The organism is Nostoc sp. LEGE 12454, from assembly GCF_056620565.1.
In genome coordinates this window covers 464418-489548 of sequence record NZ_JBWQXL010000001.1, presented here as the reverse complement: position 1 = coordinate 489548, position 25131 = coordinate 464418, and the positions used below count along the sequence as shown (strand labels likewise).

The 25131-nt window shown below is 40.9% G+C and carries 22 protein-coding genes and 4 tRNA genes; 14 read left to right on the top strand and 12 right to left on the bottom strand.

All coding sequences use genetic code 11. The features are described from left to right. Positions 1 to 324: 324 nt before the first annotated feature. Complete coding sequence (locus AC1F2U_RS02155; protein ID WP_480259628.1) at positions 325 to 2313, bottom strand: M48 family metalloprotease; 1989 nt, start codon at positions 2311 to 2313, stop codon at positions 325 to 327. Positions 2314 to 2722: 409 nt separating this feature from the next. On the opposite strand from AC1F2U_RS02155, the gene AC1F2U_RS02150 reads away from it, so the two are divergent. Then, positions 2723 to 4030 (top strand): glutamate-5-semialdehyde dehydrogenase, encoded by a 1308-nt coding sequence (locus AC1F2U_RS02150; RefSeq protein ID WP_480259627.1) that lies wholly within the window; start codon positions 2723 to 2725, stop codon positions 4028 to 4030. Here AC1F2U_RS02150 and AC1F2U_RS02145 read toward each other — a convergent pair. From AC1F2U_RS02145 to AC1F2U_RS02135, 3 genes are all read right to left on the bottom strand, one after another. Then, positions 4022 to 4603 carry a GNAT family N-acetyltransferase gene (locus tag AC1F2U_RS02145; RefSeq protein WP_480259626.1) on the bottom strand — a complete coding sequence of 194 codons (582 nt, stop codon included), beginning with the start codon at positions 4601 to 4603 and terminating at the stop codon, positions 4022 to 4024. The genes AC1F2U_RS02150 and AC1F2U_RS02145 overlap by 9 nt on opposite strands. A gap of 200 nt (positions 4604 to 4803) precedes the next feature. Then, positions 4804 to 5484, bottom strand: a complete 681-nt coding sequence (locus AC1F2U_RS02140; protein ID WP_480259625.1) for a hypothetical protein — start codon at positions 5482 to 5484, stop codon at positions 4804 to 4806. Between the two features lie 128 nt (positions 5485 to 5612). Further along, positions 5613 to 7028: an isochorismate synthase gene (locus AC1F2U_RS02135; RefSeq protein WP_480259624.1), complete on the bottom strand. Its 1416-nt coding sequence runs from the start codon at positions 7026 to 7028 to the stop codon at positions 5613 to 5615. Between the two features lie 310 nt (positions 7029 to 7338). On the opposite strand from AC1F2U_RS02135, the gene menA reads away from it, so the two are divergent. The 3 genes from menA to AC1F2U_RS02120 are packed head-to-tail and all read left to right on the top strand — an operon-like array spanning position 7339 to position 10596. Continuing rightward, entirely contained in the window at positions 7339 to 8235 is an 897-nt protein-coding gene (gene menA / locus AC1F2U_RS02130; RefSeq protein ID WP_480259623.1) for a 2-carboxy-1,4-naphthoquinone phytyltransferase, read from the top strand. A 13-nt stretch (positions 8236 to 8248) separates the two neighbouring features. Continuing rightward, positions 8249 to 9226, top strand: coding sequence for an o-succinylbenzoate synthase (locus tag AC1F2U_RS02125; protein WP_480259622.1), 978 nt, complete (start codon positions 8249 to 8251; stop codon positions 9224 to 9226). Continuing rightward, positions 9211 to 10596, top strand: a complete 1386-nt coding sequence (locus AC1F2U_RS02120; RefSeq protein WP_480259621.1) for a 2-succinylbenzoate--CoA ligase — start codon at positions 9211 to 9213, stop codon at positions 10594 to 10596. The genes AC1F2U_RS02125 and AC1F2U_RS02120 overlap by 16 nt, the downstream gene beginning before the upstream one ends. Here the strand turns inward: AC1F2U_RS02120 and AC1F2U_RS02115 are convergent. The 3 genes from AC1F2U_RS02115 to AC1F2U_RS02105 all read right to left on the bottom strand — a co-directional run bounded on the left by AC1F2U_RS02115 (position 10589) and on the right by AC1F2U_RS02105 (position 11942). Continuing rightward, entirely contained in the window at positions 10589 to 11035 is a 447-nt protein-coding gene (locus AC1F2U_RS02115; RefSeq protein ID WP_480259620.1) for an acyl-CoA thioesterase, read from the bottom strand. The two genes, AC1F2U_RS02120 and AC1F2U_RS02115, sit on opposite strands and share 8 nt — an antisense overlap. Before the next feature lie 179 nt (positions 11036 to 11214). Then, positions 11215 to 11676, bottom strand: a complete 462-nt coding sequence (locus tag AC1F2U_RS02110; protein WP_480259619.1) for a type II toxin-antitoxin system VapC family toxin — start codon at positions 11674 to 11676, stop codon at positions 11215 to 11217. Continuing rightward, on the bottom strand, positions 11673 to 11942 hold the full coding sequence (locus AC1F2U_RS02105) for a hypothetical protein (RefSeq protein ID WP_480259618.1): 270 nt from the start codon (positions 11940 to 11942) through the stop codon (positions 11673 to 11675). Before AC1F2U_RS02105 ends, AC1F2U_RS02110 begins: the two co-directional genes overlap by 4 nt. Positions 11943 to 12142: 200 nt before the next feature. Here AC1F2U_RS02105 and AC1F2U_RS02100 point away from each other — a divergent pair, with 200 nt between their 5' ends. From AC1F2U_RS02100 to AC1F2U_RS02090, 3 genes are read left to right on the top strand one after another with little or no spacing between them, the layout of a single operon-like run. Next, on the top strand, positions 12143 to 13441 hold the full coding sequence (locus AC1F2U_RS02100) for a hypothetical protein (RefSeq protein ID WP_480259617.1): 1299 nt from the start codon (positions 12143 to 12145) through the stop codon (positions 13439 to 13441). After that, the gene (locus AC1F2U_RS02095; RefSeq protein WP_480259616.1) at positions 13438 to 15435 is read left to right on the top strand and encodes an ATP-binding protein; all 1998 of its coding nucleotides are present in this window, start codon (positions 13438 to 13440) and stop codon (positions 15433 to 15435) included. Before AC1F2U_RS02100 ends, AC1F2U_RS02095 begins: the two co-directional genes overlap by 4 nt. A 47-nt stretch (positions 15436 to 15482) precedes the next feature. Continuing rightward, complete coding sequence (locus AC1F2U_RS02090) at positions 15483 to 16643, top strand: DNA cytosine methyltransferase (RefSeq protein WP_480259615.1); 1161 nt, start codon at positions 15483 to 15485, stop codon at positions 16641 to 16643. Positions 16644 to 16920: 277 nt separating this feature from the next. On the opposite strand, the gene AC1F2U_RS02085 is transcribed toward AC1F2U_RS02090, so the two are convergent. Continuing rightward, positions 16921 to 17005, bottom strand: a tRNA-Ser gene (locus tag AC1F2U_RS02085). A 131-nt stretch (positions 17006 to 17136) separates the two neighbouring features. Then, complete coding sequence (locus tag AC1F2U_RS02080; protein ID WP_480259614.1) at positions 17137 to 18057, bottom strand: TIGR04168 family protein; 921 nt, start codon at positions 18055 to 18057, stop codon at positions 17137 to 17139. Between the two features lie 149 nt (positions 18058 to 18206). On the opposite strand from AC1F2U_RS02080, the gene nadA reads away from it, so the two are divergent. The 3 genes from nadA to AC1F2U_RS02065 all read left to right on the top strand — a co-directional run bounded on the left by nadA (position 18207) and on the right by AC1F2U_RS02065 (position 19550). Then, the gene (gene nadA / locus AC1F2U_RS02075) at positions 18207 to 19181 is read left to right on the top strand and encodes a quinolinate synthase NadA (protein WP_480259613.1); all 975 of its coding nucleotides are present in this window, start codon (positions 18207 to 18209) and stop codon (positions 19179 to 19181) included. 124 nt (positions 19182 to 19305) lie between these two features. Continuing rightward, a tRNA-Tyr gene (locus AC1F2U_RS02070) sits at positions 19306 to 19391 on the top strand. An 87-nt stretch (positions 19392 to 19478) separates the two neighbouring features. Beyond that, positions 19479 to 19550, top strand: a tRNA-Thr gene (locus tag AC1F2U_RS02065). Positions 19551 to 19835: 285 nt separating this feature from the next. On the opposite strand, the gene AC1F2U_RS02060 is transcribed toward AC1F2U_RS02065, so the two are convergent. Together AC1F2U_RS02060 and AC1F2U_RS02055 are read right to left on the bottom strand one after the other, a co-directional pair. Then, positions 19836 to 20540, bottom strand: coding sequence for a group I intron-associated PD-(D/E)XK endonuclease (locus AC1F2U_RS02060; protein WP_480259612.1), 705 nt, complete (start codon positions 20538 to 20540; stop codon positions 19836 to 19838). Between the two features lie 72 nt (positions 20541 to 20612). After that, positions 20613 to 20685: transfer RNA gene (locus AC1F2U_RS02055), tRNA-Arg, on the bottom strand. Positions 20686 to 21043: 358 nt separating this feature from the next. Here AC1F2U_RS02055 and AC1F2U_RS02050 point away from each other — a divergent pair. The 4 genes from AC1F2U_RS02050 to cutA all read left to right on the top strand — a co-directional run bounded on the left by AC1F2U_RS02050 (position 21044) and on the right by cutA (position 24059). Next, on the top strand, positions 21044 to 21703 hold the full coding sequence (locus AC1F2U_RS02050; protein ID WP_322677464.1) for an Npun_F0813 family protein: 660 nt from the start codon (positions 21044 to 21046) through the stop codon (positions 21701 to 21703). Between the two features lie 140 nt (positions 21704 to 21843). Continuing rightward, positions 21844 to 22695: a hypothetical protein gene (locus AC1F2U_RS02045; protein ID WP_334773026.1), complete on the top strand. Its 852-nt coding sequence runs from the start codon at positions 21844 to 21846 to the stop codon at positions 22693 to 22695. Between the two features lie 21 nt (positions 22696 to 22716). Next, positions 22717 to 23721 carry a transposase gene (locus tag AC1F2U_RS02040; protein WP_335040688.1) on the top strand — a complete coding sequence of 335 codons (1005 nt, stop codon included), beginning with the start codon at positions 22717 to 22719 and terminating at the stop codon, positions 23719 to 23721. A gap of 5 nt (positions 23722 to 23726) precedes the next feature. Further along, the gene (gene cutA / locus AC1F2U_RS02035) at positions 23727 to 24059 is read left to right on the top strand and encodes a divalent-cation tolerance protein CutA (protein WP_480259611.1); all 333 of its coding nucleotides are present in this window, start codon (positions 23727 to 23729) and stop codon (positions 24057 to 24059) included. Between the two features lie 49 nt (positions 24060 to 24108). Here cutA and AC1F2U_RS02030 read toward each other — a convergent pair whose 3' ends face one another. Further along, on the bottom strand, positions 24109 to 25050 hold the full coding sequence (locus AC1F2U_RS02030; RefSeq protein ID WP_480259610.1) for an ADP-ribosylglycohydrolase family protein: 942 nt from the start codon (positions 25048 to 25050) through the stop codon (positions 24109 to 24111). Positions 25051 to 25131: the final 81 nt, after the last annotated feature.

Below are 25131 nucleotides of genomic sequence, written 5' to 3'. Positions count from 1 at the left end.
TCCGGTCGTACACCACACAAGCGTTTAAAGTCTTCTGGCTTTAAGATTTTTACTTGTTCGTATGTCATCAATGCTACCCAACTCTAACCTACTTGTCCCACGTATTTGGGACTTTTGCAAGAGGTCTAATGCATAGTCTAAACGCCAATAAGTTGACACGTATGGGCAATGCCCATGCCCCTACGGTAAATCTATAGATATCAGGGTTTTCGTGAATTGAATTTATAAGTTGCATTAAAAAAAGGAGGCAGTTACTAACCACCTCCTGACAAATTAAAGCTTGGATGGACTGAGAAATGCTTCGACAGCAGACTAGAAACTCAGCTAGCTGCGACTCAAAAACATAGTCAAGACCACTCCCAGGATAATCAATCCACCGCCAAGGATGAATGACCAGAAGCGATGGTAACTGTTGACGATAGTGCCATTTTCGCTCTGGAGTTGAATTAAATCCATCCAAGGCGCAACACCTCGACGGAACCAACCCACAGCCCCCACTTGTTCGCCAATCAAGCTTTGGACTCGCTTCATCCCAAACAGGAAATTGCCGATAGGGCCAAAGCGTGAGGCGTAATGCAGATAAAGCATTCCGCTACGATCCTGAATTTTTAAATCGGAACCAAATTTATAACCAGCGTCGCCACGACCAATGAGTTGACCTTCAAGTTTTGCCGGTTGTCCGCGTAACGGACTGGCATAAGGGTCTGACATTAGGGTGAGAATATCGGTTTCCGGTGCTTGCTTATAGTCGGGGAACATCACCAAAGCTTTGATAAGAATTCCGATTCCTAAGCCAATTAGTGGCGCACCCAATACTAAACCTGTGTTTGGCGAACTTGACAACAAAATCACACCTGTTACCAAGCCAACCAAGAAACCAATTGTTTCAGCACCGTACAATACAACATCTAAAAAGAAGTTGCCGTAAAGTCTACTTTTATTAAGAGTTTTACCTTCTCCAATAACTCGCCCCATATCAAACTCAGTCGGTAAACCCAATTGTTCCGCGTATGTACTCAACGCACGAACTCGTTTACCTGTCAATGGATGAGTTGAATTTAATTCCATCCACCAGCCCCAAGGGTTAAACATATCCCACAGAAAGACGCGACCAATTTTTTGAGTATCGGATGCAATGCGGTAGGCAGTTCCTGTGGAAGCGGCGGCTTTATGGTCATATATACCCAAGGCGCGAGTTCCTTCAATTAAACGGCTGGGTTCTTGTGTCCGCGAACCTTCTTCTAATATCCCATAAGCAATCTTCACTAAAGCGCGGGACAGTCCATTGGGATTACCCGTACTTTCGGCTGCAAAGTGGTCGGCAAAATATTCTCGTGTGCGAGAAAGGTACAGCACTAGATAAGTACCGATGACATAAAACACGTAAGCAACTAGGGCAGCAGTTTGCATCGCATCTTTAATTTTGCTATCGCCACCGCCACGCCCAAATCTTCTAGCTGTGCTGTAAATCAAGTAACAAATTTGCACTAAGGTAGAAGCTACTGTCATCACTGCAAAGTCCCAGTGGACGATGTGCCCCAGTTCGTGAGCGTAGACGGTAGCAATTTCATCATCATCGAGGTATGTGAAAAGTCCCTGACTGACGACTAAACGGGCGCTGTTTGGCAATGATCCATAAGTAAAAGCCGTGGGGTTTTGGTCGTTAATGATTCCCAAACGCGGCGTTTTCAGCTTTTTCTGTTCGCAGACTTGGCGAATAACTTTAGCTGTCTCTGGATTGAGGGTTTCAACTTCTGCTAACTCTACCCAGCGAGTTTGGTAAAGCCAGCTTTGAGTTAAGTCCATGATGAATGGAGATATGAAAAAGGCGGCGATATTAAAAACTAGGGTAATACCAATAGCGATCGCTAATCCTTGGAGTGGATTATCGTTACCCAAAATAAATACTAAGCTCAAACCTAAAGCCAATACCATGCCAAACAGCAAGGTCATGGTGACACCAGAAGCTAACGCCAAACTACCACCCACTCCCCCCATTGCTAATTTCATCCCAGTGGTAACGGCACGACCAGCTTTTTGGCTAGCTTTAGGTGGCGTTTGGCGGAAGGATTGACTGGCTTGTTCTGCCCAACTGCGAGCCTGGGGATTTTCACTCATGATTAACTTTTGACACAGGGCTTTGGCTTTTTCGGTTTCGCCTGTGGCTTGATAAGCTTTCATCAGCCACATCTGTGCTGAAAGATAATCTGAGGAATTGTGTTCAACAGAATCGCGGCAGAATTGTTCGAGTAATTCGACCGCTTCTTGATAACGTTTTTGGTTTAAGGCATTTAATGCAGATTGCAATGACATAGGATCTCCCTACTGAAGGAGTGGTATTTGATCTATCAATACTCAATAGATCCAGCGATCGTCACTGCAATTTCGTAAAAATTTAATTAATGACAGTATAAAATATTTACTTAAGTAAAAGACTAGAAAAACATATATTACTATGTCTTTCTAGCCTGGGGAACGCATAAATCATTTTTAAGATTTTCAAATAAAACCTGTGATAATACTTACAATATTTTTTTCGTTGTAAACTTACTACCTTTTTCTCCGTATTTTGATATTTAGAGAATAAATGTTTTCAACCCAGTCTTGCTTCACCCAATCAGAGTAATTATTGATTACCCAAATGGTTCACCCGATTGGAGGAAGACGAATGATGAACATAACCTGAGATTGATAAGATGAGGAAAAAGTAAAGATTTGTACTATGACTATTTTTGATATTGCTTCTCCCCTAATTGCGATCGCTGGACAAACTCGCCAAGCTGCAAGTAAGCTAGCGATTCTCTCCACTGAGGCAAAAAATCAAGCGATTGAAGCGATCGCTCAAGCTTTAGAATCAGCTAGAGATGAAATTTTACAAGCAAATGTTGCTGATTGTAAAGCTGCAACTGCTGAAGGGATTCCCCAACCGCTTTATAAACGCTTGCAGTTGGATGAACATAAATTAAGAGATGCGATCGTTGGGGTACGAGATGTTGGTAAGCTAGCCGATCCAATTGGTAAAGTCCAAATTCACCGCGAACTTGACACTGGTTTAGTTCTGAAGCGAATTACTTGTCCTTTAGGCGTTTTGGGGATTATTTTTGAAGCCCGTCCAGAAGCGGCGATTCAAATTGTTTCTTTAGCAATCAAATCGGGAAATGGTGTAATCCTCAAATGTGGAAAGGAAGCGGTACGTTCTTGCGAAGCGATAGTTAAGGCTATTAAACAAGGATTATCTCAAACTGCTGTTAATCCAGATGCAGTGCAGTTGCTCACAACAAGAGAAGAAACTCTAGAACTTTTGAAATTAGATAAATATGTAGATTTAATTATTCCTAGAGGTTCTAATTCCTTTGTCAGATTTGTGCAGGAAAATACTCGTATTCCGGTACTAGGTCACGCTGACGGAATTTGTCATCTTTATATAGATAAAGCCGCCAATATTTCTAAAGCAGTTTCGATTACTGTCGATGCGAAAGCGCAATATCCTGCTGTTTGTAATGCAATTGAAACTTTGTTAGTTCACTCTTCTCTTGCTACAGAATTTTTACCAAAAGTTGCTGAGGCTTTGCAAGAACGCCATGTGGAATTAAGAGGCGATAAACGCACCTTGAAAATTTTACCTAACATCGAAGCTGCAACAGAGATAGACTGGGAAACAGAATACAGCGATTTTATTTTGTCGATAAAGATTGTAGACTCTATAGAAGATGCGATCGCACATATTAACGAATATGGTTCTCGTCATACCGACGCGATTATCTCTGAAGATTCAGCATCTGTGGAAACTTTCTTTGGACTAGTAAATTCAGCCAATATATTCCACAATTGTTCTACCCGCTTTGCTGATGGTTTCCGCTATGGTTTCGGCGCAGAAGTAGGGATTAGTACGCAACAAATGCCTCCCCGCGGCCCCGTTGGTTTAGAAGGATTGGTGACATACAAATATCAAATGACTGGCGATGGCCATATTGTAGCTACTTACACCGGGGCGAATGCTAAAGCTTTTACCCATCAGGATTTAGTGTAAAATATCATCAAAAGTATATGCTTTAGTAAGGCTATCAATACACCGATTTATCCGGTGTATTTTTTCTGTTAATACTTTATCTGAGTTGTCAAAAGTTTTAATTGGGCCATGCCATCGATCATCATTTAAGAAAACCTCTTTAAAAGCTCCGTTAGTGTATTGACTAATTACTTTACCCCAAAAAGCTTGTGCGCCTAAGTTCAAAGCAGTCTGCCGTACTTCCCAACAGCCGGGAAACTGGTTGAAAATGTGAGTAGCTACCTGTTCTCCAATACCCTGATTTCGATATTTCTTGAGGATAAAGAACTCGGCAATAGACATAGCATTGTTATCTTGATGAAGGCAGGTATGCTGATTAATAAGTACAAACCCTGCCAGTTTCCGATCAACTTTAACTAGAAATGGGTGTCGCTCAGGTTCTGTCCAATAGTAATTAAGATATCGATAGCCAAACAAGCCACAGTCATCTACATCTTTAGCTTCTATCTCACTTAAGTCATGCTGGTATAGTTCCATTAAATTACACAGTACTGACTTCTGTTGTTGAGTAGCTTTAACCACTTCAATTTTCATAAAGCATCTACGATACTGGCACTACAAGATATACTTTCATACAGAGAAATATTTGGATGTTTTTTAATTTGGAAATCTCTTTAAACTAATGCCTTGAGTAACGCTTGAAGTTTAAGTTGCACCTCTGCAAACTCTTTGTGAGGATCGGAGCCAGCCACGATACCAGCACAAGCATACAATCTCGCGCGATCGCAAAAGTATTAAACAAAAGCAATATAATCAATCCGTATAAAATCATCGCGTTGGCACTTGAAGCGACTCAATCTGGTAGCTGCATAAGCCTGCTGTTCATGCAGGAAGTCTTCTACAAAGCTATATGCGTTTTCTATTTCTCCTGCTGTCAGTCGCCGAAACTTTGACTCAAACAAGTGTGGCTCAACTTGGCGTTTCGGCTCGTCCAATAAAGCTTCATCATGATTATCTTGCCAGATCGCCTCATCAAACTCCAAACGCTCCATCAGTTCACCGTTCTCCCAATAAACGTAACCAATGGTCAAACCAGAATCATCAACCCAGTAGTAAATTGTACGGGTATGTAGCTGTTGAGAAATAGATTGAGCCTGTAGCTCCCAATCCCACGAACAGGTTACAAAGTTATGAGAATCATCAAATGTATCAGTAGTAACATACGTATACTTATCGGTCATAGATACATCTAAGATTCCTGTCCACGAATGTCCGCGAAATTGAAATACAAGCAGCCCAGGATTTTGAATATTTTGCTCGTAAATGTCCTGCTCCCACTCCGCCCCAAACTGTGCCACAATTTCAGCTATTTGGTCTAAAGGCGCATTTACCAATAATCCCACAGCAATTGTATCTATATCTTCTAATCCATAACGTTCTTCAATGGTTTGGTTTTCTGAAATCATATTCTTCATAGTTAAACTACATCTTAAAATGAGCAGCAATAACAAAACAATAAATTAAAAATTAGTGCGATCGCTCTTTGATGTCGGAATTTAAGGGTTTATCGACTTTAGCTGGCATACAAGATTAGTAATTAACTTTAAACTAAGGCTTTCAATAATGCCTGAAGTTTAAGCTGCACCTCTGCAAACTCTTTGTGAGGATCGGAGCCAGCCACGATCCCAGCACCAGCATATAATCTCGCGCGATCGCCATCAATTAATGCTGAACGAATTCCGACAATAAACTCGCAGTTTCCCTGAGAATCTATCCAACCTAGAGGCGCAGCATACAAACCTCTTTCAAAACTTTCATAACGACGAATTTCGGCACAAGCAACATCTCGCGCTGCGCCGGCTACGGCTGGTGTAGGATGCAATTGTCCAACAATCTTCAATGGATGAATGTTAGTAGGAACTGTAGCACTTATAGGTGTCCATAAATGCTGGATGTTAGATAATTGTCGCAGGCGGGGTGCTAATATTTGAGGTGATAAACCTAGCTGAGATAGACGTTGAGTTATAAAATTAAGTACCAGCGAATGTTCGTGCTTTTCTTTTTCACTATTCAGTAAGCGATTGGCATTAGCTGCATCTTCAGCAGGGGTTTTACCTCGTGGTGCAGAACCAGCTAAAGCATCAGTGATTAGCTGTTGATTATTAATACTAATTAATCTTTCTGGACTTGCACCAATAAAATTTTGTCCTTTGCCATTACTTGTAGAAAAAATATAACAATTAGGATGGTTTTGTCTAAGATTATTTAATGATTTAACTAAGCTAAAGTGGCTGCTTGATTTTACATCTAATATATCTGCTAGAACAATCTTACTTAAATGGGTAGACCGAATTTTTTCCAAAACAGATACTACTGAGCGTTTAAATTGGGCAGAGTTTGTGACAGATTTTTTATATAAGTTTGTAGGAAAATAATCAATATTAGCAGAGTAATTTTCTAAAGATTGGATAAATTCAATTTTATTTTGCACATTCTCCAACAATCTTTCAATATTTACATTTGCATTGATAATTATATTTGTTACTAATATGCAACGCTGATTTTTTACAGCTACTTGCCAACGTGGAAGAAAAATGGTAGCAGATGGAAATGGATAATCTACTTGGGCGTTTTTATCAAAAAAGCTGAAATAACAAAAAAAGTGAGGCCCAGAAAAAGGTTGGTTTGCGTTACCAAAATTAATTATATTTTTTAGACAAGATTTGATAAAATATTCTGCTTGATTAAAACGGTCTGAGCCATCAATCTGTAATTTTGCTACAGCATCAATTGCCGCGATCGCTTCTCCTTTACCTCTGTCTTCAAAGTAAAAATTTATTTCATTTGCTTGTGTAAGTTTATCTAATACAAGTAAAGGGTCAACTAAATCAATTTCTTGGGAGATACTGACAATTTGTCTGCAATTATTTTTGACGCACTTTTCTTGCACTGCTACCAGAAATTGATATAAATCTTTGTGCTCTACAAAGAAGTTGCTACGACATGGTGAAACTGTCATGGATTTAACGATAGTAAATTTTTTTTAAGTTAACTTCCTAAAGTGTAATTAATCGTGGTCGTATTTTTACAGGTAACATATTAAGTTGCTATTTCACCAGCGTAGGGTTTACCTTATTTGTGGTGTTCTCAGACTATGATAAGACAGTTTCAGCCTGAGACTGCAACGTGAAGGTGAGTGTTAACAACACAAGGTTAAGAAGCCATAGTAAAAGTGACAGTTGTTTATATATCACCCATATCTAACGTCTCTTGAAATCATAAAATCTCAAGTGTGAGTAATATTCCGGTAATTTAATTAATCACAACTGATGACTACCAAGCAAATTTTATATCCCAACACTAAGTTATGGATGGCAGCTATTAAACCGCCAATGTATAGCGTTGCCATTATGCCCATTTGGGTGGGAACAGCAGTAGCATTTGCCGAAACTAAAATTTTCAATGCTGTAGTATTTTCTACTTTTGTAGCTGCGGCAATCTTAATTCTTGCCTGGGAAAATATCAGTAATGATGTGTTTGATTCTGAAACAGGTATCGATCAAAATAAGCACCATTCTCTGGTGAACTTAACAGGCAATAAGCCATTGATATTTTGGATAGGAAATTTGTGTTTAGGCTTGGGGTTGCTGGGCATACTAGCGATCGCCTTTTGGCAACATGACCTAACTGTTATCGGGATAATTTTGCTGTGCTGCGGTTTAGGCTACACGTACCAAGGGCCTCCCTTTCGCTTAGGATATCAGGGTTTAGGCGAGATTATTTGCTTTTTTGCCTTTGGCCCCTTAGCAGTGGAGGCAGCATATTATAGCCAAACGCAAACTTGGTCAATGACAAGTTTAGCAGCCTCAGTGATTGTAGGCATTGCCACAACCTTAATTTTGTTTTGCTCGCACTTTCACCAAGTTAAGGATGACATAGCCGCAGGCAAGCGATCGCCTATCGTCCGTCTTGGAACCCAAAAAGGGGCCCAACTTCTAGTTTGGTTCACTAGTAGCATTTATCCTCTTACCTTGATGTTTGTACTATTGCAAATTTCTCCACCGTGGACATTGCTAAGTTGGGTAAGTTTACCCTTTGCCGTTAAATTATGTCGCCACGTCCAAGAAAATCACAACCAGCCGGATAAAGTTAGTAACTGTAAATTCATCGCTGTAGCTGTGCATTTCTGGGCTTGCTTGTTGTTCGGACTGGGATTTATGCTTTAGCAATTACTAATTGATGCGTTATCAATTTAAATTTCGTCCATATCAGCGAAGATTTTTGCGATCGCTTACCACCAATCACGGTAAGTGGGATATTCGTGAAGGTATTATCCTCCGGCTTACCGATGAAACTCTCAAAGTTGGCTGGGGAGAAATTGCCCCCATTAGCTGGTTCGGTTCCGAAACGCTAGAACAAGCTTTAGATTTTTGTCGCCAACTCCCAGGAGAAATCACAGACGAGATAATTTTCTCGATCCCAGATGAGTTACCTGCTTGTCAATTTGGCTTTGAGTCAGCGTGGGAGATGGGAAGTGGGGGAGATAATTTTATAACTCCTAACTCCTCACTCTTCTACAGTGCCTTATTACCAGCTGGTGAAGCGGCTTTAAATCAATGGGAAACTTTATGGCAAAAGGGATATCGCACGTTTAAGTGGAAAATTGGTGTGAATGCGATCGCTGATGAACTAGAAATTTTTGAGTCATTGATACACACCTTACCAGCTTTTACCAAACTGCGATTAGATGCCAACGGTGGACTCAGCTATGAGGAAGCTAACTTATGGCTGCGGACTTGCGATAATCTCAAGGCAAATGGAGAACTACCCCTAGAAATCGAATTTATCGAACAACCACTACCCGTTGAGCAATTTCAGGGAATGTTGGAATTGAGTACGAGTTATGAAACTGCGATCGCTTTAGATGAATCTGTCGCCACACTTGGGCAACTTGCTGCCTGTCATCAACAAGGTTGGCGAGGGATTTTCGTCATCAAGCCTGGGATAGTTGGATCGCCATCTCGCCTGAGAAAGTTTTGTCAACAGCATCAAATTGATACTGTATTTTCATCAGTATTTGAAACTGCGATCGCTAGACTTGCAGCACTCAAGCTAGCAGCCGAATTATCTCAAAGCAATAGAGCAATTGGTTTTGGCATCGACCATTTTTTTGAACAAGAAGAAACCTGGCTTCAAAGTTTATGCAACAGCCTTTAGACTGTCTTAATAACCTAACTCAGGATGATTGGCTTATTGGTTACAACAGCCATCAATTCAATCAAATAGCTCAAGAATTATATTTAGAACTAACACAATTATCAGCCTGTGGAACACCACCAAAAATCATCTTAGCTGAACGCGAACCAGTACGATTTTTAGCAAGTTTTATTGCTGCTTGTGCAGCTAATTATCCAGTTTTTCTTTGTAACCCAGACTGGGGAACACAAGAATGGCAACAAGTCTTTGATTTAGTACAGCCAGATATTATTTTGGGAATGGGGCATGGGGCATGGGGCATGGGGCATGGGAATAATAATATCCAATGCCCAATTCCCAATAGCATTATGATTCCCACAGGTGGTTCATCAGGACAAATTAAATTTGCCATCCACACCTGGGAAACTCTCATTTCATCGGTACAAGGATTTACAGAATACTTTCAACTAATCCAAGTCAATTCGTTTTGTGTATTGCCGCTATATCACGTTAGCGGTTTAATGCAATTTATGCGCTCTTTCACCACCAAAGGTAAAGTAGCTATTCAACCATTTAAAGCCGTAGAGTCCAGTCAAATATTAAATATTAAAGAATCAGAATTTTTCATATCTTTAGTACCAACACAGTTACAACGCCTCCTGCAAAATCCAGAATTAACTGAATGGCTATCTCAATTTAATACTGTACTTTTGGGAGGTGCGCCAGCATGGAACGAACTACTAGAAAAAGCCAGATTTCACCGCATCCGGTTAGCACCTACCTATGGCATGACAGAAACCGCCTCTCAAATTGCTACCCTCAAACCAGATGATTTTCTGAGAGGTAAAATTAGCAGTGGTCAAATTCTTCCCCATGCCAAAGTAACTATTCGCAATCAGCAAGGCGAAATTTTAAATTCCAATCAAATCGGAAATATCACCATTCATGCTCAATCTTTAGCCCTTGCTTACTATCCTAAAACTAGAGAAAATCAAACTGATTTCCAAGTAGATGATTTAGGTTTTTTAGACGAACAAGGGCATTTAAATATAGTCGGACGTAACAGCGACAAAATTATTACAGGTGGCGAAAATATTTACCCAGCAGAGATTGAATCAGCTATACAAGCCACTCAAATGGTTGCCGATATTTGTGTCATTGGTATTCCAGATAAACACTGGGGACAAGCTTTAACAGCGATTTACATCCCCAAAAAATCAGATATCTCTGCCTTAAAAATCCAAACCCTACTCAAAGACAAACTCAGCAAATTTAAAATCCCTAAATATTGGATTCCCCAGCAAAACTTACCCCGCAATTCCCAAGGTAAAATTAACCGCCAACAGTTACAGCAAATAGCCACAGAATTCCTCCAAAATCCCATCACATAATCTCTCTCGACCTTATTCTCTCTGCGTCCTCTGCGTCTCTGCGCTTCGTCTCCAACCACTGAACTATCTCATCAGGTAATTCCTGCTTACTTCTACTACTTGCATCAATACAAACATGACGAGTAATAGCCTTAGCAACTATCACCTCAGCCACTGCAATTTCGTAAGTAATTTCAAACTTATCAGCACCTATTTTTTGGGGAATTAAGCTAATCAGTAACTTGTCCCCACCAAACATAGGGCGCAAAAAATCGACACTAGCATGAACTATGGGAAAAGCTACAGATGGATTAGTAAAAAAATCTTTGAGATTAATACTTGATGCTTCTAAAGATTCTTCATAAGCTTCATGGCAAATACCTAAAACATTAGCAAAATAAACTACTCCAGCAGCATCAGTATCTTGAAAGCGAACCGTGCGGTTATAAGTAAAAGGCATTTTTGACAATTCAATATTAAAAAACAGCAGGTTTACACCCTGCTTTACAAAATAATTTTATTGCAACTAAGTAAGTCGGTGATAAAAATTTAATTTCCCTAATTCTGAGTTTGTATCGATTTGTTTAGCGTCATTCAATGCTTTGGGGTTGAATATATGGTGAGGAAAGGCGATCGCTTCTACATTGACTCCAACGGCGGAACCTCGAAGTCATTAAACGAGCAAACATTGTAAGACGAAGCGGCTATTGCCTTTACCAGTTTACCGTCGAGAGTTAGCAAAGTAGCACCTACCTGCTGTGATAGCGCGACATAAGAGCCATCGTAGGCGGAGATTCCATAATTTAATGCGATCGCAACTGCATCTGCCATCAAATCAGCCGTGGAGACAACACGCAAAGGGAAGTTTTTGAGAGTTGCTAAATCTGCTGGCACATCAGCAACAGCATAAAGTCTGGCGCGGACATACTTCCAAATGATGTTGCCACACTCAATGTAAAACAGGTCTGGGACAAAGATCGCAGTTTGAGGATTGGCAAGATGAGCAAACAGTTGATTAACTTTCGGAGTTAGTGGATCGTCTGGTATAAATTGCTTAATAGCTACACTTGCGTCTACAACACACCTGAGAGGGATAGTCATCTGTCTCGGTCTTCTCGGATTAACGCAGTACTATCAGGCCATTCCACATCAGTCTGGCGACTCTCACGACGAAGGCGAATTTCCTCTAGCAGTTTTGGGACATTTTTTCGTCTTTCGTCCTCAGTTAACTGTGCTTTTGCCTTCTGCAAGGCATTCTGCAATATTGTAATAACTTGAGCGTCAACTGAGCTATTTTCAGCTTTAGCTAACTCTTGCAGTTGTTCGTATAACTCATCAGGTATGTTTAGCCCATGAAGGGTAGTCATTGATTGACCTCCCAAAAGAATTTATTGGTAATGGTAGCACGATGGGAGTTTGAGGGAGAGGTTAGGGAGCGATGGCTCTTTCTTAGAAATTTCTAATTTGTAAAGTAAAGTTAAGTATTTCAGTATGGCAGATTGTAGTTATTCCTCAGAAGCTTGTTTAATGATATTTAATATAAATCTACATCTAAAAATTAATATTTATGAATGACAAAACACTATCCGATATAGATGGAATCGAACTTGATGCAGAAGTAGCTCAACGTATTCTTGATAGTGGCGATGAATACAGTCAGCAAACTGCTGAACTCGCACATTTTATCTACGATAACAAAAAAGCATTTCGTAAACAGCTTATAAAAAACAATCTTATCCAATTTACGAATTCAAATTTAGACGGGTTTGACTTAGCTGTTGTGGATGGGGCAAGTGCTATTAGTCCACATGGCGGAGGAGCATTAATTGCAGCAGTTGCCTACAAGTCAAGCTTGAATGATGACAGGCAGAGAGGAACTTTTGAGAAAGTTATTATTCCAAATAGTACAGAGCTTGATGCTTTCGCAACACTCCTGAGAATACATTTAGAACTTTTATTATTAACACGGGATAAACTAGATGCTGATAATCTAGTAGTTCTTGATCACTCTTTCTGGGGAATAATGCAAGGAGTTAGTCGTGGTTTGGCTGCCTATAAATCCCAGCGTAAGCGCCTTACTAATAGTCAACAAAATCCCGATAACCATGCCATGCAACTTGCTTGGAAAAAGCTTTTTAAAGACTGTCTTGGCATAGACGGCTCATTTTTAAGAATGATGCAGAATAAACAAGTAATTTCTTTATCGAAAACAGGAATAAGTCAATTTTTTGTTAACCTTATAGTTGGTACACAATTACCTAACAATCCACAAGCATTTATTCTGGCTAGTAATTTAAATGACCGTGCGCTTATGCGCCATATTCTCGAACCAGGTGAATTCACTACGCCTCAATCAATATATCGCACAGAACAAGACACAAAGGAAGGAAGAAAACGTAGCCGTTTTGTAACAAATTTTGAACCTGATGAAGGTTTTGATCCATTTGAGGCCAGAGAAAGTGTGTTAGATCAATATGGTGTTCCTAGGGATTCAGATGAACAAAGCAAAACAGAAGAAATTGAGGAATTAAGACTTTTTGTAACTTATTATCGTCCCTATAAATGGTCACGGGTTTACAGAATAGAATTCCACGAGCTTATGCTTTATAACCGTAATAATTCTAAAGACTTTTCAGGAAAAGGAGAAAGATTTCAGCGTGTCCTTTCTTCTGTTCGACAATCCATCAATCCTGAAGCGATGGAACCTGTTTGTCAACTACTTGCTGATATGCGAGCCAAAGCCGCAGTTTCAGTTGCAATTTCTGCTCTACCCGAACGCACTTTTTATCAACTGCGAGATCAGTACCGTAATACCCCTGGTATCTTAGAAATCATAGATACCCTCATAGCCCAAGAGAGAACATGAACAATAACGGTCACGACCAGAACAATGTCAACGAAAAATCAAAACCAGAAGGTCAATCTAATAGCTCATTGCCAGAGAACCCAACACCAGTAACTCCCCCTGCTAGTCTATGGTATGGTCAGGCTCCAGTTGGTTCAATAACTTCGCCAAGTGAAACTGGTAGATATCGAATGGTACTGCGTGACTATGCAGCTACAGTGCAAATAGAGGGTAGTTTAGTTTCTTTAGACTACGAAGAACTTGACAGTTCAGGTGCACCAGTTAAAAAAACAGTGCTTTGCCAAGTATCTCGAACAACACTGCAAAATGCACATCACGAGAAAGCTGTACTTCGTGCATTACTGCGAGAAAAAGGACGAATACCAGGTCTTAGTGGTTTTGCAGACCACAAGGAAGTTACCTTACTTCCAATGGACAGCATCTTATCAGGAAGTGAAACACATCAACTACCAAGAAATATACCTCCTACAGGTACAGATGTTCGTTTTGCATCTGGAGAGGATGTAAAACTATTTTCAGGAAAACATCAAGCATTATTTAACATTGGATATTTGTATGAAACAAAAGTTCCTGTGGGATTAATGCTAAAGCACTTTGGCACAGGCGATGATGGCTGGGGTGATGCTCATATGCTAGGTGTTTTTGGTGCAACTGGCAGTGGAAAAACTGTTATGGCGGCATCCATTATTGCTGGATTTGCAGCGCGGTATGAGATGGGAATGCTGATTATTGATCCACAAGGACAATTTAGCGCTATTGATTCATCAGGTAACTATAGCGGTGAGTTAGGTAAAGACCCTGATAAGTGGTCATGGAAGTTGAGTGAAGCTTTTCGTCAGGTAGGTAGAGGTTCTGATGTAAGGCTAGTAGAAATAGAAAATATTTCTCTTGAAAGCCCGCATCTTTTTGCAAATTTACTAAATAAGTTTGACTTTTTTGATTCTTTAGGAATATTGGGTTCTGACAAAAAAGAACAAACTGTTTTAGAAACAACAAGACTTTTAGTTGAATTGTTAAGAGCCGCAAAACAGAAAGATCCTGAATTTAATCTAGGTCAACTGGAATGGAATGGACGTGCAATGGCTGAAACGATTTGCAGGATTGGAGCAAGTACATATGCTAAACCAGCGGAACAATTAGAAAAGTTCATGGAACGTTATGATGATAATCCTGTTAACCAACAAAGGGTTGCAAGAATATGGGAAGAAGTACGTGAAATGTTTGCTCGTGATTATAGTCTTGAAGATTTACTAGATGATGTTTTAATTAACCGAAAAATAATTATACTAAATGTTAATACAAGCCAAGAAGTAAAGGATTTATATTGCAGTGAAATTCTTGATGGTATTAAGAAAAAGGCTGAAACTATTTATGACATTAAGCAGGGAAGATTTCGTCGAGGTGTTTCAGCTAAGAAGTACAAAGATGTTCAAACTAATGCTTTAATTGTTATTGATGAAGCACATAGATTTGCGCCCCAAACGAGCAGAGCAAGCCAAGAGTCAGAAAAATTATTAGCTACACTTAAAGATGCTATTGCAACTACAAGAAAATTAGGCGTTGGTTGGTTTTATATAACACAATCTATTGCCAACTTTAACAAAGATGTATTTCGGCAAATACAAACGAAAGTGCTTGGTTTTGGTATTGGCACTGGAGCAGATAATGAGCATCTTGAAACAGCGCTTAACTATGATAAAGATTTAATCGAACGCTATAGAGGATTACCTAGACCTCTTACAACTGGTGATTTTCCCTATGCAATTATTGGTGAGTTAGTAGCTTTAGGAAACGGAAGTCGAGCTTTATTTATATCTGCACCAAAGACTCAAAAAGAGTTGTTTGAACTTAATCCTAATCACTTCAGATATCCTGATGGCGATCCTGTTTCAGGAAATTCAAAAAAAGCTTTACCTCCAGGTAAAAAGCAATTACCAGCTTCTAAAAAACAGCTTCTACCTCCTGCACCTCCGCAAAATAATACTCCTTTTTAAGGCATATTATTATAGTCCGTATCTAATAGGGAGTGTATATTTATATCGTGATACGTCCTAAGTATCCTCAGTTTTCGTTTATTGATCTTTTTTGTGGATGTGGTGGTAACAGTTGGGGAATGTTGCAAGAAAATGGACAAAAACCTCTGATACCCTTGCTAGCTTTGGATATTGATGCACAAGCCCTACAGACGTATCGCTGGAATATGCCTCATGTGGATATTCTTCAGGATGATATTCGTAATGTGGAGCCTAATACAATTCTCGAGAGTATTAATTTATTACCTGGCGAACTAGGATGTATTGTTGCATCTCCGCCATGTCAGACTTATTCACGCAATAATCGCAAATTTAAAGACAAGAATGACCATCGCAACACACTTTATGAACACACTCTCAAGCTGATTGAAATTATTCAGCCTTTGATTGTTTTTATGGAAAATGTACCAGAAATGGAAACATATTTTGATGGTAAATACCATCAAGATTTTTTAAAGCGCCTTAAAAAATTAGGTTATGTCCCTCAATACTGGACAGTTAATGCAGCTAATTATGGCGTACCCCAAAATCGCTTCAGGCTTATTTATCTTGCCTACCATCAAAAAATGCAAATAACTCCAAAATGTCCTCAAGTGACTTATGGAGATCAGTTAGGACTGCATCAGTGGGTAACTGTTGAAGAAGCTATTGGCGATCTGCCACCTAGAGAAACTGGAGATGAGCAAGATTGGTTTTTAGTTGATTCCTCCCAAATATTACAGCGCTCACCTTATGCACAAGCACGTCAATCAGTAGGTTCTTCTAAAGTCTTTAATCATTCTGCTCGAAACCTAAATAATATTCAGTTGGAACGTCTTTATTCATTACAGGAAGGGCAAGCTTATAGACATTTGCCTGCCCATCTTAAACCTAAGAGCGGTTATGATGCATCTTATGGGAGGTTATGGCGGAACAAACCAGCACCAACATTAACAGCATCTTTGTCCTATCCTGGATCTGGTCGTTTTTCACATTATGAACAACATCGGGTGATTACTATACGTGAAGCGTTACGCCTACAATCATTTGATGATCACTTCACTGTTTTAGGTTCGCTCGCAGCACAAGCATCTCAAGTAGGTAATGCAGTACCACCACTTCTAGCAAACGCTTTTAAAAATCAAATTTTTACTGATTTACAAGAATACTTTAGCTTTTTTGCACTATAAAAATGAAGTGATATTAGAGGATATTTTAAAATTCTTGGGCAAATATAATTCGCTACTACACAAGCAAAGTCCACTTACGTGGAATAAATTAAAAATCAATAATTTCAGAACCTGCGGAGGCCGATTTTGTCTGTATAGCCGCGATTTATAGCAATAGCCAGAATACATAAAAATAAGCTTTTAAAACATCCTCTTAGCGACATTACTTTCTCAGCCGCTCATCCAAAAGATAGTTGTCGTCTGCTTTTAATCTTCATTTACTTTGAAAACTGTTCAACGGAGAGGGGGAGATTCGAACTCCCGGAGGTTTTAGCCTCATCCGATTTCAAGTCGGACGCAATCGACCACTCTGCCACCTCTCCAGTAAATCTGTCAAACTTGTGCTTATCCTAGTTTCAGACGCTATTCAGGCGCTTTTGTTGGTTAGCACTAAAGCTGACAGATAATACTATATCGTATCATCTACGCAGATTGCACTACTGGATGCGAATATCTACGACACAATACGCGATCGCTCGTACAAAATTTCCCCCTTAGCCACCTGAAAGTCATTCCCCACCCAAACTAGGGAAACTTGCGAAACCACACCTGCCTCTAGGGTGACAATGGAAAAATTACGCAACTTCTCGCCGTCATTTTCCACAATCCTGGGGACACTAGCCGCATTTAAGTAAATTGTCCCCTCTGGACTTCTAAAGATGGGCTTGCGCTGCACCTTCTTGGTATGGCGTAAATCTCGGTGCATGTGACCAAATGCCACCAGAGGAATGGTTTTACCAGCAGTCAAGGCTTGAGAAATCGCCTCGCCCAAATCTGGATCGCCAAAATCGCCGCCAATTGGGTGCCAGTCTTTGCCGCAGGGGTCTTCGGGGCGATCGCCTAACCCACTAGGCCCATTGTGACCCAAAAATATAATTGTCTCGTAAGCGGCGCTTTTAACTGCTTTGAAGATGCGATCGGCGGATTCTTCCAAACTCGTCACACCGTAACGTTCTTTACAGATTTCCGCGAATTTCCACTCTGGGCCACCCCAAGTAAAGGGACGACCCCCCACTACAGTTAAATTCCAAGCGGGAAAATCCAACTTACCGTAACCGACATGGGACGAACCTAATAAATCGAGTTGTTCCTGTACCCAGTCTTCCTTAGAGCGGTCATAAGGAGCCTTTTTGCGTCCCCATTCGGTGGCGGTGTACCAGGCATCGTGGTTGCCCATCACGGCTGCTTTGGGAATATCGAGAGAAGCGATCGCTCTGACCACTTCCACCGATTCATTGCCAAAATCCCCGACAAACAGCACTAAGTCAACACCCAGATGCTTGAGTGCAACGCCATCTTCCACTTCCCATTGGTCGTGAATATCTCCAACTACAGCAATTTTGAGGTTTATCGATTGAGTTTTCTGACTGGTCATGCCACTTTCCTTGCCGTCTATCTCCAGGATATGAAACTCAGCCCGATTTGGACACAACCCCAAAATATCAACCGTCCACTATTTTTGGTAAAAACTACTATAATTGAATCCACAGGACATACATTTGCAACATAAAGCACCCCTAAACTGTGTTTACTACTGCATTAGCTCAACGAGAAAAAACCCAACCGGGTGAACTACCACTAGATTTGTTTGCCGCGATTCAGAGTCTCAAAAAAGAACTCAACGCCGTTATCCTGGCGCATTATTATCAAGAGCCAGATATTCAGGATATTGCCGACTTTATTGGGGATTCATTACAACTAGCAAGAGCCGCCGAAAAAACCAATGCGGATGTAATTGTCTTTGCTGGTGTTCACTTCATGGCAGAAACAGCAAAGATACTTAATCCCGATAAATTAGTACTTTTACCAGATTTGAATGCTGGTTGTTCTTTAGCAGATAGTTGTCCAGCAGACGAATTCGCAGCTTTTAAAGCAGCGCATCCAGATCATTTGGTAGTGTCTTACATCAACTGCTCTGCTGATATCAAGGCGATGAGCGATATTATTTGTACTAGCTCCAACGCTGTGAAAATTGTGCAGCAGATACCGAAAGAACAGCCAATTATTTTTGCCCCAGATCGGAATTTAGGGCGGTATGTCATGGAACAGACGGGACGAGATTTGGTGCTATGGCAAGGTAGCTGTGTTGTCCATGAAACCTTCTCGGAAAAGAAAATTGTCCAGTTAAAAATTGCCCATCCCGAAGCAGAGGCGATCGCACACCCAGAATGTGAAAGTAGTGTATTGCGTCACGCCAGCTTTATTGGCTCTACAGCCGCCTTACTCAAGTATTGTCAAAACAGCCCCACCAAAGAATTTATCGTTGCTACGGAGCCGGGAATCATTCACCAAATGCAAAAACTAGCTCCTGAAAAGCATTTTATTCCTGCACCACCGATGAATAATTGTGCTTGTAACGAATGTCCATTTATGCGGTTAAACACCCTAGAAAAGCTTTACTGGGCAATGAAAAATCGCACTCCCGAAATTACCATGTCAGAGGATATTCGGCTGGCTGCACTGCGACCAATGCAACGAATGCTGGAGATGAGCGTGTAACCAGTATTTTTTATCCATAAGGTAGAGACGCAGTTTTGTTGCGATCTCTACCCACAAGTTATTTTTTCTAATCACTTGCAATTTATAAAACATGGTGCTAAGATTTTAAATCGTGAGACAAATCGGGTCGGTGTCCGAGTGGTTAATGGAGACGGACTGTAAATCCGTTGGCTAGCGCCTACGCTGGTTCAAATCCAGCCCGGCCCACCACTTACGAAGTTATAAGTTATAATGACTGGGTTAAGAGCAAAGCTCCCAGCATTGTAACTTACAACTAAAAAACTAAAGTTGTCTTTTGCCCGTGTGGCTCAGTGGTAGAGCACACCCTTGGTAAGGGTGAGGTCACGAGTTCAATCCTCGTCACGGGCTTTTTAAATCGATAAAAGAATTAATGTAAAGTTAAGGGTTTTAGCCTTTTTTAAGGAATCTTGATGTTAAAAAGCTAACTCTCTTACTTGCATTTTTGAATATTCTGACTATGATTTTGGTTATGATTTGGCTATGCAGGACAGAATTTTGGGTATGAGCTTGTTTTTTGACTATGATTTGACATAAAAAACAACCACTATAGTTTTACTACTATAGTAACGGTCTAGTCTATTAGGACATAGACTAGACCGTTACTATATATTAATCACGCTCTAAATTTGATCGCTAAGAAGCATTAATTATTGATGATTTAATATTTTCTCCAGTTTCTGTTAACTGTGCTTCCACTTTTATATAAGCTTTCTTCACCCAATACCCTCTAGGTGGCTTTTCTACTCCATAAGCCTTACACCACTTTTCTACAGCTTTATCAGACACGCCAAAATCTCTCCCAATTTGTGCAGTTGGCTTTTCCCAAACTAGTTTTTCTAGTTCTTCTTTTGATGGCCTTTCTACTTTTCTAGTATGAATCCTAGAGTCTGGGTTAACCTTTCTAGTTGTTAAGTCAACGCCAAACTCCTTGTAGGTTCGCTTAAGTGCTACTTCAGTTAAATCTGTAAAATCCTCCCACCAATAAAAAGGATTGGGTGATTTAGGCGGCGTTGTCCTGATACCGCAACCGCCAAACGTGATTGATGGATAAACTACTTTGTTTATATCTGGCAAATAAAGGCCATAGAAATCAAAGTCATCAGATTTGTACTTTTTCTCATGACAACCATTCTTGTCTGCCCAATTGCTTTTATTTTTCAGTGTGCCATCACAACTGTATTTAGCTTGAATTCTGTAACACTTGCCATCTTTATAGGCAATCAAATCAAAGGGTGCATGTTCAGTTACTACTGGTACAAAAACTGAATATTCTTTCTCGACTAAATCTGCTATAACTTTAGCTGCTGCTAGATCGCCCTTATCTTTTGTGTGGTGCATTTATATGAACTTTCAAGCCTATTTGTTAAATTACCATGAAAAGGCTTCTCTAAGGTTCGTATTAAGTTAAAACGAGCGCGGCAGGGTTCGAACCTGCGACCAACGGATTAGAAATCCGTGGCTCTATCCACTGAGCTACGCGCCCAAAACAAAATAATGGCTCCCTATGGAGTCACCTACACTATTATATCGTCTCCACCTACCAACAAGCAATCAAAAATTGCAGATTTACCACTAGCAAGGCTAAGATGCTAGTCGCTAGTTAGTGCAATCTACATCGAAAACGAAACAGATGGGGTATTGGTTTAGATATATTGTGTTGTCAAGGGGTTATTTGCCCGTTAGCGCTAACGTCCTCTGGGCGGCTACCTTCGGGAAGGATCTGGCGATCGCTAGGCTCATTTCCACAGTATGCTAGGTAATTTCAGCCTTGGCGATACTGCCAAATGCCATTATATATTCCATATTAAGAGTGCCCCTGTGAGGAGTTATTTGCTAGTGCCATGTTTATTCTCAAACGGCAGGATGTTGAAATATCAAGCATTCAGCACCCAAAAAAGGATCAGCAGGTGCCGATCCTCAGTTATCAAGGGCAGACTTTCCGCTTGATTAGTGTTTTCAAAGCTAGTCAAGAGGAAGAAGCTAGAGCCTTATGGAGAGAATTAACGGATAACCGAGGTAAAGCCTGTGTTTTGCTGGAGGAACCCGAACGCTTTAGTGTTTGGGGTAAAATCCGTTTAGAGCAACTAGATAGTGACACAGGTGGTCATGGCAAAACGGCGATTTTAATCCAAGCCGGTATTTTGCTGTTGCAGGGTGTTTCTATCGACATTGAAGAGTTTTTAGGTGCTAGACAAGCTGCATTATTTGAAAAAGATATTGCGGAGGTGTTCAAGCAAAAACAATTTCCCCAAGCATCATCTCTAGAAGCGGTTAAATATTTAGTATCTACTAATCCTTTGCCGACAGCTAAAATACCTGATTGGCAAGAAAATCATGTAGTTATCCTGTTACAAGAACTGCATCGATTAGGAAAAGCCTATTTTGGTAACGCTAATTTTACCAAACAAGTGATTTATAAGCTAGAAGATATGCCAGAAGCCGAGCGATCGCTATTTATCACTTGGCTAAATCAATCGCCACTGGGTAAACTATGGCAGTAGCATGGAAATTTTTTCACAAAATTCCTGCCACTGGCACTTGCTTTTGGTGTCCGATTGTGTATTACCTGGCAGACACATTGCTAGATATACAGTCCTTTAAATCAAAATACTGCCAGAGTGCATCTACATAGTCAAGTCTTATGAATAACTCTTACGAGAATTCGTTCCTTTCTAAATCAATTTTCACCACTCAGAACATTGTCTTAGCTAATATTGGCTGGGCCGTACTGGCACTGCTATACTTTTTGTTGTTTAGTGCCAAAGTTCCCGGAGCAGATGGCATAGAAAGCCGAGCCGAGTGGTATGTGATTGGCACAAATATTTTTGAAGCTTTAGCTTATTTGGCTGCCGGTATCTTATGCTTGAGGAACTGGCTGAGTCCGCAAATCGTCAGTGGACGGAATGTTTGGCTCTTAATTGGGCTAGGTATGCTTTCCTATTTCGTTGGAGGGATAATTTTCGGGTATACCGAAATAATTTTAAAAGATGAACCAGATGTGTCTGTAGGCGATATATTTTTTGTACTTACTTATCTATTACTTGGCGCAGGCATGATTTTAGCTGTGGCTTCCAGGCGAATTAATCTGGAAAAATGGCAGTGGCTGATTGTGTTAGCAATTGCAGTGTTCGGTAGTTTGTTAGCATGGTGGATTTCTATGCAACAGGAAACACCCTCAGAACTGCTAGTCGCTATTTTGAATTGGTTTTACGTAGTTAGCGATGTAGTTTTGCTAATTATTGCTACCACCCTGCTACTAGCCTTTTGGGGGGGAAGAGTTTCCCAGTCTTGGCGAATGATTGCAGCGGCGGCCTTTTCGCTCTACATTGCAGATATGTGGTTTAAATATGCCCAAGGCCCCAATTATCAAAGTGGGGAGATATTAGAAGTGTTTTGGGTGTTTAGTGGAGTGTTATTTGGCATGGGCGCTGTCTTAGAATATGACGCATCACTAAGACGAACGCGGCGTACCAGCGGACGAAAACGAGCTTAGTAAAGTTTTTTGGTATCTACCGTGAGAAAATTAACAGACTCTGACAAGCAAGAAATTCTGAAGTTATATCGAGAGACTGCCGAAACAACCTCAACTTTGGCAGACCGCTATGGTGTGAGTAATTCGACAATTAGTCGCCTGCTCAAAAGCACTTTGCCAGAAGATGAGTATGAATACTTAGTCTCATTAAAACGGGCTGCGAGAACTCCTGAGGGTAGGGCGCAGGTAAGCTACGAGCAGTTACCTCTGCTGACTCAACCAGAGCCGGAGATAGAAGTTCCACCCATCATCGAAAGTCCACCTGTGGAAGTGCCAAAGGTTGAGCCACTGCCACGTCGGGTAATTCATGTAGAGCAGGAACTTTACTCGGAGGAAACGGCGGAGTCGCTCGCTGCTAGTAGACGGGTGCGGCGACGCCCCTCGGCGACGGAAAAACCAAAGCTGCGAGTCACAGAGAAATTAGAAACTCCAGAGCCAAAGCCGCCGGAAATTGTCAGCATCCCCATCCCACCGCTAAAGAATGAGCATCCAGGAGCGGCAGTCATCGCGCAGATGCTGGGCGAAGATTTGCTCGACGAATCAGAGGATTTGGATGATTTAGAAGATGATGACTTAGAAGATGACGACTTTGAGGAAGAAGACTTTGATGACGATGACTTGGATGAGGAAAGACCTTTAGTCACAAAACGAAGACCAGGTGAAGCATCAGTTCAAGTTTTACCTCTGTCGATAGCGAATTTGCCGAAAACTTGCTATTTGGTAATTGACCGTTCCTCGGAATTAATTACCCGTCCTCTGAAAGACTTTGGTGACTTGGGGCAAATTCCCAGCCTGGAAACCCAGCAAAGAACTTTGCCGGTATTTGATAACCATCGCGTCGCCAAGCGTTTTTCTACAAAGCGCGATCGCGTGATTAAAGTTCCTGATAGTAAAATGCTCCATAAGGCTCGGACTCATTTGCAAGCTAAGGGCATTACACGACTGCTGATTGATGGTCAGGTATATTCTTTGTCTGCGACGGTTTAGAGGTCATGGAGACACCTGCTGGCTATGGTGTGGTATTGGTAACAGCTAGCAACATGCAAGAGGCAGAAGCAATTGCAAATGCCCTTGTGGCAGCTAAACTCGCTGCTTGCGTGAGTCTGTTACCAATCCACTCAATTTACACCTGGCAAGGGGAACTGCATAAAGAGCAAGAATGGCAATTACTGATTAAAACTGATTTGGCGCAGTTTCCGGCAATGGAGGCCAAAATTAAGGAACTGCACTCCTATGAAGTGCCAGAAATTATTGCTTTACCAATTGTTGCCGGTTCTCAAGCCTACTTGCAGTGGATTTCTCAGCAAGTTAAAAGTAAAGAGTAAAGATTTAGGATTTTTATAACTCCTCACTCTTTACTCTCAACTACTAACTCTAAGCGTAAATAGCTGCTTCAAAACGAGTTGCTAAGTTAATAATGTCCTGCTTGCGAGCAATCTGGTTCATCCATTGTTGAGGAATATTTTCCACCCCGTAGTAAATTCCCGCTAACCCACCGGTGACAGCAGCAGTAGTATCGGTATCTCCGCCTAAGTTGACAGCTTTTAGTACCGCCTCAGAATAAGACGAGCTATTTAACAAGCACCACAGGGATGATTCTAAAGTATCAATCACATAGCCGCCAGAATTAATCTCTTCTACTGGTAATTTGGCAATCTCACCACTGAAAACTCTGCTAAAATGCGGCTTCTCTAACAAAAATTCTTGAACAGAATAAATTGTTTGGATATCTTGTAATCCTTGTAAATAAGCTGTTTGGAGGTCAGCCCCTTCCAAGAGCGCCACTGCAATACTAATATAAATGCCGCAGGTCATTTGCGATCGCGGATGAGCATGAGTAAGGCAAGAAACTTGATGCACCCGCGCCAGCAATTCATCCAGAGTTAAACTTTTGTAACAATAAGCCATCGGCAAGATTCTCATCAGAGAACCATTGCCATTATTATTTTCGCTAGTACCACCTGCTTTCACGGGCGGAGTTCCTTGTTTCCAGTTGACAATTGCTAAAAATGTGGTGTTACCGATATCAAATACTTCGCCTTGAGCAGTCCAGTAACTTTCGTGATACCAGCGCCAGAAGGAATTAGCAATTGCATCCAGCGAAAATCCCTCACAAAGACATTCTGCCAAGCAAAAGGTCAGTGAACTGTCATCTGACCACGTACCAGCAGGAACATCCCAAGTTCCATAACCCAGCATCGATGTGACTGGAGATTTTACCCGTTCAGCGCGGCTGGTGAACTCCACTGGCACGCCCAACGCATCACCAACACATAAACCCATCAAACCAGACAACGTTTTTGCAGCGGTTAGCATTGTTCAACCAGCATGAAACTTTTCTACCACTGATTTTACTTGCGAAAAGCCGCTGTTGAAACGTTTAGTATAATTTTTAAC

Excerpts from the sequence above, each read along its gene's own strand:
- AC1F2U_RS02155 (WP_480259628.1), bottom strand. The coding sequence starts at position 2,313 with ATGTCATTGCAATCTGCATTAAATGCCTTAAACCAAAAACGTTATCAA.
- AC1F2U_RS02150 (WP_480259627.1), top strand. The coding sequence starts at position 2,723 with ATGACTATTTTTGATATTGCTTCTCCCCTAATTGCGATCGCTGGACAA.
- AC1F2U_RS02145 (WP_480259626.1), bottom strand. The coding sequence starts at position 4,603 with ATGAAAATTGAAGTGGTTAAAGCTACTCAACAACAGAAGTCAGTACTG.
- AC1F2U_RS02140 (WP_480259625.1), bottom strand. The coding sequence starts at position 5,484 with ATGAAGAATATGATTTCAGAAAACCAAACCATTGAAGAACGTTATGGA.
- AC1F2U_RS02135 (WP_480259624.1), bottom strand. The coding sequence starts at position 7,028 with ATGACAGTTTCACCATGTCGTAGCAACTTCTTTGTAGAGCACAAAGAT.
- menA (WP_480259623.1), top strand. The coding sequence starts at position 7,339 with ATGACTACCAAGCAAATTTTATATCCCAACACTAAGTTATGGATGGCA.
- AC1F2U_RS02125 (WP_480259622.1), top strand. The coding sequence starts at position 8,249 with ATGCGTTATCAATTTAAATTTCGTCCATATCAGCGAAGATTTTTGCGA.
- AC1F2U_RS02120 (WP_480259621.1), top strand. The coding sequence starts at position 9,211 with ATGCAACAGCCTTTAGACTGTCTTAATAACCTAACTCAGGATGATTGG.
- AC1F2U_RS02115 (WP_480259620.1), bottom strand. The coding sequence starts at position 11,035 with ATGCCTTTTACTTATAACCGCACGGTTCGCTTTCAAGATACTGATGCT.
- AC1F2U_RS02110 (WP_480259619.1), bottom strand. The coding sequence starts at position 11,676 with ATGACTATCCCTCTCAGGTGTGTTGTAGACGCAAGTGTAGCTATTAAG.
- AC1F2U_RS02105 (WP_480259618.1), bottom strand. The coding sequence starts at position 11,942 with ATGACTACCCTTCATGGGCTAAACATACCTGATGAGTTATACGAACAA.
- AC1F2U_RS02100 (WP_480259617.1), top strand. The coding sequence starts at position 12,143 with ATGAATGACAAAACACTATCCGATATAGATGGAATCGAACTTGATGCA.
- AC1F2U_RS02095 (WP_480259616.1), top strand. The coding sequence starts at position 13,438 with ATGAACAATAACGGTCACGACCAGAACAATGTCAACGAAAAATCAAAA.
- AC1F2U_RS02080 (WP_480259614.1), bottom strand. The coding sequence starts at position 18,057 with ATGACCAGTCAGAAAACTCAATCGATAAACCTCAAAATTGCTGTAGTT.
- AC1F2U_RS02060 (WP_480259612.1), bottom strand. The coding sequence starts at position 20,540 with ATGCACCACACAAAAGATAAGGGCGATCTAGCAGCAGCTAAAGTTATA.
- AC1F2U_RS02050 (WP_322677464.1), top strand. The coding sequence starts at position 21,044 with ATGTTTATTCTCAAACGGCAGGATGTTGAAATATCAAGCATTCAGCAC.
- AC1F2U_RS02045 (WP_334773026.1), top strand. The coding sequence starts at position 21,844 with ATGAATAACTCTTACGAGAATTCGTTCCTTTCTAAATCAATTTTCACC.
- cutA (WP_480259611.1), top strand. The coding sequence starts at position 23,727 with ATGGAGACACCTGCTGGCTATGGTGTGGTATTGGTAACAGCTAGCAAC.
- AC1F2U_RS02030 (WP_480259610.1), bottom strand. The coding sequence starts at position 25,050 with ATGCTAACCGCTGCAAAAACGTTGTCTGGTTTGATGGGTTTATGTGTT.